The organism is Microbacterium sp. APC 3901, assembly GCF_030407765.1.
Lineage (GTDB): Bacteria > Actinomycetota > Actinomycetes > Actinomycetales > Microbacteriaceae > Microbacterium.
This window is the reverse complement of the sequence record NZ_JASDCU010000004.1, coordinates 146,477-160,265: the sequence shown is the minus strand read 5'-3', so window position 1 is coordinate 160,265 and position 13,789 is coordinate 146,477. Positions and strand designations below refer to the sequence as shown.

Sequence of the window (13,789 nt, the reverse complement as noted above, 5' to 3'; positions counted from 1 at the left end):
GTTGGGTGTGTACTGGATCACGAATTGGCAACAGCGACGTCAACCCCCGGGGCCTCCCAGGCTTGATCGCTAGCATGACTCTCGGCACGACGAAGTGTCCGGTCGGTGAACCGACCATGAACACATACTTCATTTAGGAGCACTCGTGACTCTTCAGACCGTCATCCTCGCAGCAGGAATGGGCTCTCGCCTGGGCCGCGCGCTGCCGAAGCCGCTCACCGAACTGAGCGACGGCCGCACGATCATGCGCCAGCAGCACGACAACATCCGCGCCGCGTTCGGCTCGGACGCCCGCATCACCGCCGTCGTGGGATACCGCGCCGAGACCATCATCGAGGCGTTCCCGAACGTCAACTACGTGCACAACGAGCGCTACGACGAGACCAACACCTCGAAGAGCCTGCTGCGTGCTCTCGGTGCCACGGGCCGGTCCGGAGTGCTCTGGATGAACGGCGACGTCGTCTTCGACCCGATGATCCTCGGTCGGGCGGCCGCGTACATCGAGCGCGACCAGTCGTTCGTCACCGTCAACACCTCCAAGGTCAGCGATGAAGAGGTCAAGTACACGGTCACGGCCGAGGGCTTCATCAACGAACTCTCCAAGACCGTCAAGGGCGGCCTCGGCGAGGCCGTGGGCATCAACTACATCTCGTCGGCCAATAAGAAGGCGTTCATGCGCCAGCTGCAGCGCGTCGAGGACCAGGACTACTTCGAGCGCGGCCTCGAGCTCGCGATCGCCGAAGACGGCCTTCTGCTCGAGCCGATGGATGTCTCAGACCTGTACGCGGTCGAGGTCGACTTCGCCGAGGACCTCGAGCGGGCGAACCTGTTCGTCTGATCGTCTTTCACGAAAGCCCGGCTCCGTCAAGGGGAGCCGGGCTTTCGGCGTTTTCGCGGCCTGGGTTCCTAGGATCGTTCCATGGCCCCCAAGGTGCACAAGATCCACTCCCTCCCCGACGACGCCGCGTGGGACAGGGGGGTGCCGCCGGTGGGTTCGACGGAGCACCCGTTGATGGTTCGAGGGCTCGATCGTGTCCTCGCCATCCAGCGCCCTCTCGTCCTGGCGCACATCCGCAGCATCCGCCTGAGGAACCCGCACGCGTCACCTGAGCAGATCATCCGCATCCTCGAGCGTCGCTACCTCGCGGCTGTCACGACCGGCGGCGCAGCCGTCGGCGCGACCGCCGTCGTTCCCGGCATCGGCACAGGCATCACCCTCGCACTGTCGGGAGTGGAGACTGTGGGGTTCGTCGAATCGACCGCGCTGTTCGCGCAGTCAGTCGCCGAGGTCCATGGGATCGCCGTCTCCAACCCCGACAGGGCCAGAGCGCTCGTCATGACCCTGATGCTCGGCAAAGAGGGCGTGGCGCTCGTCGGACAGTTGGCAGGGCAGGCGACGGGTCGCGGAGGCACGAGATCCTCGTACTGGGGCGAGATGGTCACGAAGTCGCTTCCCCGCGCGGCCGTAGGGCCTCTCGTCGACCGGCTCAAGAGCATGTTCATCAAGCAGTTCGCCGCGAAGGGCGGGGCCTCCGTCATCGGCAAGGCGCTTCCCTTCGGCGTGGGGGCCGCAGTCGGCGGCGCGGGAAACCACATTCTCGGGCGCCGCGTGCTCATCACGTCGCATCATGCTTTCGGCGTACCTCCGATGGATCTGCCACTCGAGCTCGAGCCCGTCGACGGAGCAGAGAAGCTCGAACTGCGGATGCTGCACGGCGCGCAGTTCGTCGGGGGTGCCGTTGCGGGTGCGGCCGGTTCGGCAGCACGTGGCGTCGGCTGGGCGGGGCGGAAGATCGCATCCGTCGGACGGGGACGCAGGAGCGGGCTCGACGAGATCGACCCGCCGGGAACGCACGATCTTCCCGGCGAGCTCGGATCCGGCCCGTCGAACGGCGCCGAGGACTGACGCCGTCCGACACCGGCAGCCGCCAGCGCCGACTGCACCAGAGCCGCCAAAGGATCCGGCGACCCGTTGTGGCGAGCATCCAACGGACGGAGCCGACCCGACGATAGGGTGGAATCCGTGACGGACAAGCCCGAACTCTCGACCACCGCCGGCAGGATCGCAGACCTCCGCGCTCGCTACAACGAAGCCGTTGTCGACGCTGAGAAGGTCGCGCAGGAGAAGCAGCACGCCAAAGGCAAGATGACCGCCCGCGAGCGCATCGAACTGCTCGTCGATCCGGGGAGCTTCGTCGAATTCGACGAGTACGTGCGGCACCGCACCACCTCGTTCGGCATGGACCGCAACCGCCCCTACGGCGACTCGGTCGTGACCGGCGTCGGAACCATCCACGGACGCACGGTGGCGGTGTACTCCCAGGATTTCACCACGTTCGGTGGATCGCTGGGCGAGGTCTCGGGCGACAAGATCATCAAGATCATGGAGTTCGCACTGGCCGGCGGCATGCCGATCATCGGCATCCTGGATTCGGGCGGAGCCCGCATCCAGGAGGGAGTGCTCGCGCTCAGCAAGTACGGCGAGATCTTCCGACTGAACACGCGTTCGTCCGGCGTCATCCCGCAGATCTCACTCATCATGGGCCCGGCAGCCGGTGGCGCCGTGTACGGCCCGGCACTGACGGACTTCGTGATCATGGTCGACAAGACCAGCCAGATGTTCGTCACCGGCCCCGACGTCATCAAGACGGTCACCGGCGAGGACGTCGGCATGGAGGAGCTCGGAGGAGCGCTCACGCACAACACCCGCTCGGGCGTCGCACACTACCTCGCTGAAGACGAGGACGACGCGATCGACTACGCCCGCACGCTGCTCGGGTTCCTCCCCGACAACAACATGGCGGAGATCCCGGCCTACGAGAGCGGCTTCGAGTGGGAGACGACGGATGCCGACCGCTCGCTGAACACGATCATCCCCGACTCCGCGAACCAGCCGTACGACATCCACACCGTCATCGAGCACGTCGTCGATGCGGGGGACTTCATCGAGGTCCAGCCGCTCTTCGCGCCGAACATCGTGATCGGCTTCGGCCGTGTCGAGGGCCGCTCCGTCGGCATCATCGCCAACCAGCCGTCGCAGATGGCGGGAACCCTGAACATCGAGGCGGGTGAGAAGGCCAGCCGTTTCGTGCGGTTCTGCGATGCCTTCTCGATTCCGATCGTGACGCTCGTCGACGTGCCCGGGTATCTGCCAGGCACCGACCAGGAGTGGACGGGTGTGATCCGGCGCGGTGCGAAGCTCATCTACGCTTACGCCGAGGCGACGGTTCCGCTGGTCACCGTCATCCTCCGCAAGGCCTACGGCGGGGCCTACATCGTGATGGGCTCCAAGCAGCTCGGTGCGGATGTCAACCTCGCCTGGCCCACAGCGGAGATCGCCGTGATGGGCGGTCAGGGTGCGGTCAACATCCTCTACCGCGGCGAGATCAAGCGCGCGGAAGAGGCCGGCGAGGACGTCGCCGCCGTGCGCACCCGCCTCGCCAACGAGTACACCTACAGTGTGACCTCGCCATTCCTCGCAGCCGAGCGCGGCGAGATCGACGGCATCATCGAACCGGCGAACACCCGGGTGTCGATCGCCAAGGCTCTGCGCGCCCTTCGCGGCAAGCGCGCAGAGCTGCCCCCCAAGAAGCACGGGAACATCCCGCTGTGACCATGCGGGCGACGCAGGACGCGACATCGGAGGAGCAACAGCTGCCGACGATGGAGATCACTCGCGGTGCCGCGACCGAGGAGGAGCTCGCGGCTCTCATCGCGGTCGTGAGCGACGCCTACACTCAGGAGGCCTCTGAGGCTGTGGCCGACGAGCCTCGTGTCTCGGCGTGGGCTCGTACGCAGCGACCTCTGCGGCGTACGCTGCGGCGAGACATCCCGTGGGGCCGCTTCGCGCGCTGATCGCAGCGACCACGGAGTGCCTGCGGGGCCCGGAGCCCCCCAGCTACCGGGCCACGCAGACGACCCTCCGATTGATGCGGGGCCGTCGCCCCTGGCACCTTGTCACCCCAGACGGCGCATCTCCTCGATATTACATCGATTGGAGATATCCCTCCCGGGGTGTAGCCGATATACCGGTATGCAAACTGACGGGCCGTTCAGTCTTCGAGGTACAGGTCCGATGCCCGGGGCGTGAGAACGGCGTCGAGCACAACACAGGCTGCCCCCACCGCGCCGACGTCGTCCCCCACCACAGCGCTGTCGACGGTCAGCGTGCGCACCGCCCGAGTCGCGCTCCTCCGGTGCAACGGCTCCGGGATCTCACTCAGGTAGATGTCGGCGAGCGGCCCCCAGAACGGGCCGCCGAGAACGACCCGATCGACGTCGAGAACGTTCGTGAGCACCGAGATCAGCACCGCGAGATGGCCGGCAGAACGACGCAGCACCCCGAGTGCAGTCGTCTCGCCCGCCGACGCCCGCTCACACAGACGCAGGAATCGCTTCTCCACCTCGTTCACGGCGCCAGCCTCAGGGTCGTCGTCGAACACCCCGGCCGCCTCGGCCTGTTCGACGATCGCCTGCGGCGTGCACATCACCTCGACGCATCCCCGCGAGCCGCACGCGCACGCCGGCCCCTCCGGATCGACCATGATGTGGCCGATCTCACCGAAGTTGTGTGTGCTGCCGGAGACCACGCCACCGTCTCGCGCCGCGGCTGCCCCCAGCCCCGTTCCGAGGTACACGAACAGGAAAGCCCCCTCGGCCGTCACATCGCCGGTCCACAGCTCCCCCACCGCGGCTGCCGTGGTGTCCTTCTCCAGCGTGACCTCGAGACCGGTCGCCGCGGCGAGCACCGAACGCAGCGGAACTCGATGCCATCCGTCGAGCTTCGGAGGGTCGATCACGGTGCCCTTCTCAGCGTCGAGTGGACCGGGCGCCGCGACGCCGACCCCGGCGACGCGATTCCGATCGATGCCTGCTTCTTCGATCAGGACGTCGATGGTCTGCGCCATCGTCTCGACGATGCGACTCGGGTCCGGGTCCTGCGTGCGCACGACCCGCCGGCGCACGACCTCACCGGTCATGTTCAGCAGCACGAACGTGATCACGGCCGGATCGAGATGCACGCCGACCGAGAAACGGCTCTCCGCCACCAGGCGCAGCGTGACCCTCGGCTTGCCCGGCCCGTTGATGGTCCGCCCGGCTTCGGCGATGAGCCCCTCGTCGAGCAGACGGCGGGTGATGTTCGTCACCGTCTGCGCGGAGAGCCCGATCGCCTCGACGAGTTCGATCCGGCTGAGTCCCTCACCGGACCGGCGGATGGCCTCGAGGATGACCGACTGATTGAAGTCGCCCATACGGGGGAGGTTTGTTCCTCGACGCATTCCCATGCCCCATCTTCTCGCACCGGGTCGGATCCGTGTCCCCCAAAATACCTACAGACAACGACTTGAATAACCGTGAAACTGAGTAAGACGCTCAGCGTTCGGCCGGTCTCTCTGTTCCAGGGTAGATAGACGCGGACCGGCCACCAGCGGACGGTTTTCGGGTAACTTGTCCGCTTGGCGAGGGGCTGGCGGATTCGCCGCCCCTCGCCCACTCTGTCTGACCTCGACTCTGACCTCCTCCCCCGGCCAGAGCCGAGGGCAGGGTCCGGCAAGGAGTCAGGCCCCTGGCGCGTCTCTCGGGATCTCGTGCCACACGTCGACGGCGTCGTCGTCGCTCTGCCCGCCTGCACCTGCTCGCCCCACCACCGTCACGGCAGTGAGCGGGTCCTGGGCCGCACGGATGATCCACCGCTCCGCATCAGCGTCTCGCAGCACTCGCGCGAGCTCGTCACGGATCGTCGCGCGTCTCTCCTCGTCGACATCGGCCAGGCCGCCCTCATCGAAGACCGTGACCACGGCACCCCTGCGACGTGCGTCCTCGATCGCATCCCGCACCGCGTCGTTGAGCAGATCAGCGCCGCGAAGCTCATCCCGGAGGCGCCCCTCGGCCAGGCGAGCCTGCAGACGTTCCTCTTCGTTCAGAGAACCGCGAGATGCGACGGTGCGACTGAGCACGGGCCCGGCGACCGCGAGCGCGAACTGCGTGCGCAGACGACGTTCCTTCTGGCGCACCTGCTGGGTCGCGTGCCACGCCGAGACCGCCTGTTGGATCCCCGCGAGACGCTCGGTGTCGCGAACGGCCCTGTCCCAGAAGATCACCAGCAGGTGAGCGATCACGACCCACATGAGCGAGCCGACGAGACCGAGCGAGAGCGCGACGAAGAAGCCCAGGTACGCCGACGACGTGGCGACGAGGACCGCCACAACCAGCCACCCGATCACGAACCGACGTCGCACGATGCACACCACGCCCATCAGACCGATGGCGCCGATGTACCAGGTCGCGAACGGCGCCGTGCGTGTGAGCGGATCGAGGGACAGTGTCGCGAGCACCGGAATCAGGACGCTGGAGACCAGGGTTGCCAGCGCCGCCCAGAGAGGCATCCGCACGGAGATCGCAGAGTCCCAGAGGATCGCGACGTTGACGACGACGAGATAAAGGGCGATCGCCGCGACCATCAGCAGCGGCGCGGAGGGCTGCTCGATCCACCAGACGCCTCTGGCGGCGAAGTACATGGCGAAGCCGACGGCGAGCGAGGTCGCGACACTGCGCACCGAGCGGTTCACGGAAGCTCCCACCCCAGAGTCACCGCGGTGCCGAACTCGCTCGAGTCGATCTCCGCAGTACCGGCCACCCCGGCCATGCGCGCGAAGATCGATGCTCTGATTCCGAGGCGGTCGGCACCGATGGCCTGAAGATCGAACCCGGGACCGGTGTCCGAGATCGTCACGGTGATGCCCTCTTCACCTCGGCCCTCCACGACGATGTGCAAGCCGCGCCCGCCCGCGTGTGTGACGGCATTGCCGAGCGCCTGTCGGGCGGCGAGCACGAGTGCTCTCGCGGCGCGTCCGGGGATCAGCCCGATCCCGCCTCGCTCCTCGACGATCGCATCCGCCCCGAGCTCCGAGAGCGCCCGCCGGAGCTCGACGACGATCTGCGCCGCACCGACGGGTTCGTCGCTCCCTTCCTGCGCGACAGCGGCCTCGGTGTTCGCAAGGCGGGTGAGAGCCTCGCGGGCCATGCCGACGGCGAGGTCCTGCGCTCGCTCGCCTTCCGCACGCTCCGCGGCGATCAGTGCCGCGAGAACGCTGTCGTGCATGAGCGCCGACATGGCCGCGCGCTCCTCTTCGGCAGCGGCTGCGGCCGCTGCCCCGGCGTACGAGGCGACCGCCCGTGCCCGGGCCTCGTCGACCCCCGCTGCGACAGAACGGAACATCCACCCGAGCGCGATGATGACGAAGCCGAGGATCAGGGTGAACGACACGTCGAAGGCCGTCGTGACCCAGAAGTCACGCGAGAAGTCACCCTCGACGAGACGGACATAGCCGTAGACGAACGGCAGGCACAGCGCCCACGAGAACTGGAGCCAGAGTGGAAATGCGAGCATGGCGGCCACGACCCCGACATTGACGAGGAAGAAGATCCACGGCTGGTCAGCAGCCTCGCCCACCGGGTCGACCAAACTCGGCCAGGCACCGAGCGCGAGGGTGTAGACGATCGCGAACGCTCCCGAGGCCGTCCTGACGCCACGACCGATGATGCACGCGATGAGCATCACGATCAGCGGCACGAAGACCACGAACAGCATCGCGATGCGTCCGGCATCCGACCCCGATGTGGTCGTGATGCCCGCGATCAGGGCCTGTGCTCCGAGAACGCCCGACCCGATCGCGACGACAGTGGCGAGGATGCGTTCCATGCGCTTGCCCGTGAAGCGCTCGAACTCGGTCTCCACGCTGCCAGGAGACGGGATCTTGCTCCAGGCCTCGCGGATGCTGAGCGGATCAGCGGCCACTCGGTGCCCCGTCTGCGGCGACGATCCCATCCTCCATCGCGCGACGCAGAAGGTCGACCTTCGTCGGAGCCGGTCGCCCGACCTCCACGTACTTGACCCGGATGCGAGTGATGTTCTCCTTCGCGGTCGAGTACGCGACGCCGAGTCGCTCGGCCACCGCCTTCAACGGCAGACCTGCGGCATACAACCGCAGAACCTCACGCTCACGGGTCGACAGCTGGGCATCAGCGAAGTCGCGATCGCCGTCGACTGCACTCGCCCACTCGACGTTGTTGAGCGCCTCCCCCTGAGCGACGGTGCGGATCGCGTCCAGCACGTCGCCGAGCGCCGAGGATTTGCTCACGACGCCCGCGGCTCCCGCGGCGAGCGCCTCGCGCACGGCTGCCGGTCGATCGGCGACGCTGTGGATCACGACGCTCGCGCCGTCTGCGACGAGCGAGCGGACGTTCTCGGTCACCGTGGTGCCGTCGCCGAGGGTCAGGTCGAGCACCACCACATCGGCCGGCTGCGCTGACGTCGCGGACCTCCACTCGAGATACGACACGACGGTGCTGCCGGAGAAGACGACGGTCTGCGCTCCGTCTCGAGCGCACGCCGCCTCGAGACCGAGGCGGACGGATTCGTGATCGTCGATGAGTGCGACCCTGCTCATCCGCCCAGCCTACTGAGTAGTCAGCGTTCCCCGATCATCGGTCACCGCGTGAGCAGTGCGACGACCTCGAAGTGATGCGAGTGCGGGAACAGATCGAACCCGCGCAGGGTCCCGACGCTCCACCCGTGCTCACGGAACGTGCCGAGGTCGCGGGCGAGGGCGACGGGGTCGCACGCGACGTAGGCGATTGCTTCAGGGGCGAGCGTGTCGAGCGCGTCGACGACTGCACGGCCGGCACCCGCGCGTGGCGGGTCGAGGACGACGGCTCCTGCGCGCGTTCCTCCCGGGACACCGGTGAGATAGCGGTCGACTCTCGCCGTGACGGCGTTCACGCCCAGCGATGCGAGGTTCTGCTGTGCGTGCAGGGTCGCTCGCCGGCTCGACTCGACCGTGACGATGTCGGTACCACCGAGATCTGCGAGGGACGCGGCGAAGAGCCCGACTCCCCCGTAGAGATCGAAGTGCGTCTTCTCAGGGTCGACGTGACCGTCGAGGACGCCGTACACGGCGCCGTCGAGCACCGAGGCGGCACGCGGGTGCACCTGCCAGAATCCCCCGGCATCGACCTGGAATCGGCGATCGCCGACCTGCTCGTACACGACCTCGGGAGCAGGCCGACGGTGCTGGCCCCGTGCCGGACGCTCGTCGAGGCGATCTCGGCGGATGATCCGCACCTCGCCGTCGCCGGGTTCGACGAGGTCGACGCTTCCGGCCTCGCCGCCGGCGAGGCGCAGCGCCGCCCGCGCGACCGCCGGGCGGGCGAGCGGGTGGGAGCTCACCGGGATCACCCTGTGGCTGCGTGCGGCGTAGGGCCCGACCCGGCCCTCGTCGTCGACGTGCAGGGTGACCCGCGTGCGCCACCCGGTGCCGTCGGTCGAATCGACGGCCTCGATCTCGGGGGCCTCGAGTCCGGGGCCGGCGAAGCGATCGAGCGCCTCGGTCAGCACCTGACGCTTCAGCACGCGCTGCTGGGCGAGGTCGATATGCCCGAGGTCGGCGCCTCCCGGCCGGTCCTCCGGGGAGCGCGAGACGTCGGCCTCCGCCCAGATGTGCGGCCGGCGGTGCGGCGAGGCCTCGAGGACCTCGACCGTCTCGGCGCGCCAGAAGCTCTTCGACTCACCGGTCGAATCCTCGGTCAGGCGCGCGCGGACCCGCTCACCGGGGATGGCGTCGGAGACGAACACGACCCGACCTTCGTGTCGGGCGATGAAGGTGCCGCCGTGCGGGATGCCGGTGATGTCCAGATCGAGCAGGGCTGGGGAGGAAGTCATCCTTCGAGGATACGGTGGTGAACATGCGCGTCTGCCTCGCCTCCACCTCTCCCGCCCGTCTGATGCTGCTGCGTCAGGCCGGCATCGAACCGCTGACCCAGTCGCCGGGGGTCGACGAGGACGCCGTGACCGCGGCCGCCGCGGCCGAGCGAGGCGCCGAGCTCGCACCGGCCGAACTCGTGCTGCTGCTCGCTCGCGCCAAGGCCGCGGATGTCGCTCAGCGACTCGCAGAAGGCGGGTCGTTCGACGGCATCGTGATCGGCGGAGACTCCATGTTCGAGCTCGGCGGCCGCGTGTACGGCAAGCCCTACACGGCCGAGGAGGCGACGAGGCGCTGGAAGGAGATGCGCGGAGCCACCGGCATCCTGCACTCGGGACACTCGGTCTTCCGCGTCGCACCTGGTGCCGCACCGGTCGAGGCCACCGCGACCGCCGAGGCTTCCGTGACGTTCGCCGAGGACATCACGGATGCCGAGATCACCGCGTACGTCGCCTCCGGCGAGCCCCTGCTCGTCGCCGGAGCGTTCACGGTCGACAGCCTGGGCGGCGCGTTCATCACGCGCGTCGACGGAGACCCATCGACCGTGGTCGGGATGTCGCTGTCGACCGTGCGGCGCCTCGCTGCGGATCTCGGCGTGACATGGACCGATCTCTGGTCGTAGAGTCTCGTCGACGTTTGTCCTACTTTCTTGTGGAGAGTCGTCAAAGAGAACGCCACCCTTCTCGCTAGGCTGGCAAGCATGCCTGATATCGCCAAGGTGCTCATCGCCAACCGCGGCGAGATCGCCGTCCGCATCATCCGTGCCGCACGCGACTCGGGGATCGCCTCGGTCGCCGTGTACGCCGACCAGGATCGCGACGCTCTGCACACCCGCCTCGCCGACGAGGCCTACGCCCTCGGCGGAGCCACGAGCGCCGAGACCTACTTGCAGATCGAGAAGATCCTCTCGATCGCACGCCGCGCCGGCGCAGATGCCGTGCACCCCGGGTACGGCTTCCTCGCGGAGAACGCCGAGTTCGCCCGCGCCGTCATCGGCGCAGGCATGACTTGGATCGGCCCCTCCCCCGAGGCCATCGAGGCGCTCGGCGACAAGGTCACCGCCCGTCACGTCGCCGAGAAGGTGGGCGCGCCGCTCGCCCCGGGCACGCCCGGCCCGGTCGCCGGAGCGGACGAGGTCATCGCGTTCGCCCAGGAGTTCGGTCTGCCGATCGCGATCAAGGCCGCGTACGGCGGTGGAGGCCGAGGCCTCAAGGTCGCCCGCGAGCTCGACGAGGTCGCTGAGCTGTTCGAGTCCGCCACCCGCGAGGCCGTTGCCGCGTTCGGTCGCGGCGAGTGCTTCGTCGAGAAGTACCTCGACAAGCCCCGACACGTCGAGACCCAGTGCCTGGCCGATGCCGAGGGCAACGTCGTCGTGATCTCGACGCGTGACTGCTCGTTGCAGCGCCGTCACCAGAAGCTCGTCGAGGAGGCACCGGCTCCGTTCCTCACCGACGAGCAGAACGACCTGCTCTACTCGGCTTCCAAGGCCATCCTCAAGGAGGTCGGCTACGTCGGTGCGGGAACCTGCGAGTTCCTGATCGGCGCCGACGGAACGGTGTCGTTCCTGGAGGTCAACACCCGCCTGCAGGTCGAGCACCCCGTCTCCGAAGAGGTCACCGGCATCGACCTCGTGCGGGAGCAGTTCCGCATCGCCGCCGGCGGCACCATCGACTACGACGATCCGAAGCCGACCGGACACTCGATCGAGTTCCGGATCAACGGCGAAGACCCCGGTCGCGGGTTCCTCCCCCAGCCTGGCCCCATCCACGTCTTCAAGACCTTCGGCGGACCCGGCGTCCGCCTGGACTCCGGCGTCACCGCCGGAGACTCGGTCTCGGGTGCGTTCGACTCGCTGCTCGCGAAGATCATCGTCACGGGCAAGGACCGCGCCGAGGCTCTGGAGCGGTCGCGCCGTGCTCTGGACGAGTTCGAGGTCGCCGGCCTGCCGACCGTGATCCCCTTCCACCGCAAGGTCGTGAACGACCCGGCCTTCACCGCCGAGAACGGCGAGTTCGGCGTCTTCACGCGGTGGATCGAGACCGAGTTCGAGAATGACATCCCCGCGTGGGATGGCGAACTGGAGTCGCCCACGGCATCAGAGAACCGGCACACCGTGGTCGTCGAGGTCGGTGGCAAGCGACTCGAGGTCAGTCTTCCCGACCGCGTCGCGGTGGCTGCAGGCACCGCCGGGCGACCGGCCGCCGTGCCCCCGTCCCGTCGCAGCCACGCCACCTCCGTCAGCGCCGGCGCTTCCGGCGATGCGGTGAAGTCGCCCATGCAGGCCACCGTCGTCAAGGTCGCCGTCGAGGAGGGTCAGCAGGTCGTCAAGGGCGACCTGGTCGTCATCCTCGAGGCGATGAAGATGGAGCAGCCGTTGCAGGCGCACAAGGACGGCGTCATCGCCAACATCGGCGCGGTCGCCGGGGCGACCGTCTCAGCCGGCCACCAGCTGCTCACGATCAGCTGACGCCAGCTCGGATACGAGAGAGGCGCCCCGCTTGCCGCGGGGCGCCTCTCTCGTATCGTCCGGGGTTCCGGAAGGTCAGGAGATCTTGGCGTTGACGAGGTGCATCGCCCGACTCGCATCCGTGATGCTGCTCGACAGGGACGGATACGCCGCGAACACGCGCGAGACCTGGTCTACCGTGAGACGGCGCTCGACCGCGACGGCGATCGGGTAGATCAGCTCGGAGGCCTTGGGCCCGACGATCACACCGCCGATCACGGTGCCGGAGCCCTTGCGGGCGATCAGCTTCACGAAACCGTCCTTGATGCCCATCATCTTCGCCCGGGGGTTCGCGGCGAGCGGCAGCTTGTAGACGAGTCCATCGGCCACACCGTCCTCGACGTCCTTCTCGGAGTAGCCGACCGTCGCGATCTCGGGCGCGGTGAAGATGTTGGATGTGATCTTGATGAGCTCGAGAGGGATCACGATGTCCCCCAGCGCATGGAACACGGCCGTGCGGCCCTGCATCGACGCGACCGAGGCGAGTGGGAAGAAGTTCGTGCAGTCTCCCACGGCGTAGACGTTGGGGACCGAGGTGCGAGCCACGCGATTGACGCGGACGTGCCCGGTCTCGTCGAGTTCGACACCCGCATCCTCGAGGCCGATGCCTGCCGTGTTGGGGATCGATCCGACGGCCATGAGGCAGTGGCTGCCGTCGACCGTCCGTCCGTCCGACAGCGTCGCGGTCACGCCGTCCTTCGTGACCTCGACCTTCTCGGCGCGGGCCTTGGAGAGCACCGTCATGCCGCCGCGCTTGAAGACCTTCTCGAGCACGCGCGCGGCATCCTGGTCCTCCCCCGGCAGCACCTGGTCACGGCTGGAGACCAGGGTGACCTTGGCGCCGAGGTTCATGTAGGCGGAGGCGAACTCGGCACCGGTCACACCGGATCCGACGACGATGAGGTGTTCGGGAAGAGCCTTCATGTCGTACAACTGCGTCCAGGTGAGGATGCGCTTGCCGTCGGGTTTGGCCGAGTCCAGCTCGCGCGGCGACGCTCCGACGGCGACGATGATCGTGTCGGCCTCGATGCGGTCGAAATCCGTGCCGCCGTGACCGGTCGAGACGATGATCGCGTTCGGCCCCTCGAGGCGCCCGTGCCCGGACAGGATGCGCACGCCGGCTTCGAGCAGCGCCGATCGCATGTCCTCGGACTGCTGGCCGGCGAGAGCGATGAGGCGCTTGTTCACGGCAGCGAGGTTGATGGCGATCTCGGGCTTCAACGGCTTGCCGTGCTCGCCCTTCGCGTAGAACTGCACACCGAGGTCGGATGCCTCCGAAATCGCGATGGCCGCATCGGCCGTGGCGATCAGGCTCTTCGAGGGCACGACGTCGGTGAGGACCGCCGCACCGCCGACGCCCACGCGTTCGACAAGGGTCACCTCGGCTCCGAGCTGGGCCGCGGCGAGTGCCGCCTCGTAGCCGCCGGGACCGCCGCCGAGGACGGCGACACGCTGAGTGCGCTCAAAAGGGGTAGAAGACATGATCTCCATTCTTCCGCAATCCTGGCCCCCGAGCCTGCAC

The 13,789-nt window shown here is 67.9% G+C and carries 12 protein-coding genes; 6 read left to right on the top strand and 6 right to left on the bottom strand.

Features of this window, described 5'->3' with window-relative positions:
* Window positions 1–145 precede the first annotated feature (145 nt).
* The 4 genes from QMA07_RS05235 to QMA07_RS05220 all read left to right on the top strand — a co-directional run bounded on the left by QMA07_RS05235 (window position 146) and on the right by QMA07_RS05220 (window position 3,855).
* On the top strand, window positions 146–838 hold the full coding sequence (locus QMA07_RS05235) for an NTP transferase domain-containing protein (protein WP_290160443.1): 693 nt from the start codon (window positions 146–148) through the stop codon (window positions 836–838).
* An 81-nt stretch (window positions 839–919) separates the two neighbouring features.
* Window positions 920–1,906, top strand: coding sequence for a hypothetical protein (locus tag QMA07_RS05230; RefSeq protein ID WP_290160442.1), 987 nt, complete (start codon window positions 920–922; stop codon window positions 1,904–1,906).
* A gap of 108 nt (window positions 1,907–2,014) precedes the next feature.
* Window positions 2,015–3,613: an acyl-CoA carboxylase subunit beta gene (locus QMA07_RS05225; RefSeq protein WP_290160441.1), complete on the top strand. Its 1,599-nt coding sequence runs from the start codon at window positions 2,015–2,017 to the stop codon at window positions 3,611–3,613.
* 2 nt (window positions 3,614–3,615) lie between these two features.
* Entirely contained in the window at window positions 3,616–3,855 is a 240-nt protein-coding gene (locus tag QMA07_RS05220; RefSeq protein WP_290160529.1) for an acyl-CoA carboxylase subunit epsilon, read from the top strand.
* Between the two features lie 197 nt (window positions 3,856–4,052).
* Here the strand turns inward: QMA07_RS05220 and QMA07_RS05215 are convergent, their stop codons facing one another.
* From QMA07_RS05215 to QMA07_RS05195, 5 genes are all read right to left on the bottom strand, one after another.
* Window positions 4,053–5,252, bottom strand: coding sequence for an ROK family transcriptional regulator (locus QMA07_RS05215; RefSeq protein ID WP_290160440.1), 1,200 nt, complete (start codon window positions 5,250–5,252; stop codon window positions 4,053–4,055).
* Between the two features lie 306 nt (window positions 5,253–5,558).
* Window positions 5,559–6,569: a hypothetical protein gene (locus QMA07_RS05210; protein WP_290160439.1), complete on the bottom strand. Its 1,011-nt coding sequence runs from the start codon at window positions 6,567–6,569 to the stop codon at window positions 5,559–5,561.
* Window positions 6,566–7,798: an ATP-binding protein gene (locus QMA07_RS05205; RefSeq protein WP_290160438.1), complete on the bottom strand. Its 1,233-nt coding sequence runs from the start codon at window positions 7,796–7,798 to the stop codon at window positions 6,566–6,568. Before QMA07_RS05205 ends, QMA07_RS05210 begins: the two co-directional genes overlap by 4 nt.
* Window positions 7,788–8,450 carry a response regulator transcription factor gene (locus QMA07_RS05200; RefSeq protein ID WP_290160437.1) on the bottom strand — a complete coding sequence of 221 codons (663 nt, stop codon included), beginning with the start codon at window positions 8,448–8,450 and terminating at the stop codon, window positions 7,788–7,790. The genes QMA07_RS05205 and QMA07_RS05200 overlap by 11 nt, the downstream gene beginning before the upstream one ends.
* Before the next feature lie 41 nt (window positions 8,451–8,491).
* A complete protein-coding gene (locus tag QMA07_RS05195) occupies window positions 8,492–9,721 on the bottom strand; it encodes a TRAM domain-containing protein (RefSeq protein ID WP_290160436.1) in 1,230 nt (409 codons plus the stop codon).
* A 23-nt stretch (window positions 9,722–9,744) separates the two neighbouring features.
* On the opposite strand from QMA07_RS05195, the gene QMA07_RS05190 reads away from it, so the two are divergent.
* Entirely contained in the window at window positions 9,745–10,383 is a 639-nt protein-coding gene (locus tag QMA07_RS05190; protein WP_290160528.1) for a nucleoside triphosphate pyrophosphatase, read from the top strand.
* Window positions 10,384–10,461: 78 nt separating this feature from the next.
* A complete protein-coding gene (locus QMA07_RS05185) occupies window positions 10,462–12,228 on the top strand; it encodes a biotin carboxylase N-terminal domain-containing protein (protein WP_290160435.1) in 1,767 nt (588 codons plus the stop codon).
* A gap of 75 nt (window positions 12,229–12,303) precedes the next feature.
* On the opposite strand, the gene QMA07_RS05180 is transcribed toward QMA07_RS05185, so the two are convergent.
* Window positions 12,304–13,758: an NAD(P)H-quinone dehydrogenase gene (locus QMA07_RS05180; protein ID WP_290160434.1), complete on the bottom strand. Its 1,455-nt coding sequence runs from the start codon at window positions 13,756–13,758 to the stop codon at window positions 12,304–12,306.
* Window positions 13,759–13,789: the final 31 nt, after the last annotated feature.

What these genes read in the sequence shown, in the direction of transcription:
- QMA07_RS05180 (WP_290160434.1), bottom strand. Translation starts at nt 13,758, where the DNA reads ATGGAGATCATGTCTTCTACCCCTTTTGAGCGCACTCAGCGTGTCGCC.
- QMA07_RS05195 (WP_290160436.1), bottom strand. Translation starts at nt 9,721, where the DNA reads ATGACTTCCTCCCCAGCCCTGCTCGATCTGGACATCACCGGCATCCCG.
- QMA07_RS05215 (WP_290160440.1), bottom strand. Translation starts at nt 5,252, where the DNA reads ATGGGCGACTTCAATCAGTCGGTCATCCTCGAGGCCATCCGCCGGTCC.
- QMA07_RS05230 (WP_290160442.1), top strand. Translation starts at nt 920, where the DNA reads ATGGCCCCCAAGGTGCACAAGATCCACTCCCTCCCCGACGACGCCGCG.
- QMA07_RS05190 (WP_290160528.1), top strand. Translation starts at nt 9,745, where the DNA reads ATGCGCGTCTGCCTCGCCTCCACCTCTCCCGCCCGTCTGATGCTGCTG.
- QMA07_RS05220 (WP_290160529.1), top strand. Translation starts at nt 3,616, where the DNA reads ATGCGGGCGACGCAGGACGCGACATCGGAGGAGCAACAGCTGCCGACG.
- QMA07_RS05185 (WP_290160435.1), top strand. Translation starts at nt 10,462, where the DNA reads ATGCCTGATATCGCCAAGGTGCTCATCGCCAACCGCGGCGAGATCGCC.
- QMA07_RS05200 (WP_290160437.1), bottom strand. Translation starts at nt 8,450, where the DNA reads ATGAGCAGGGTCGCACTCATCGACGATCACGAATCCGTCCGCCTCGGT.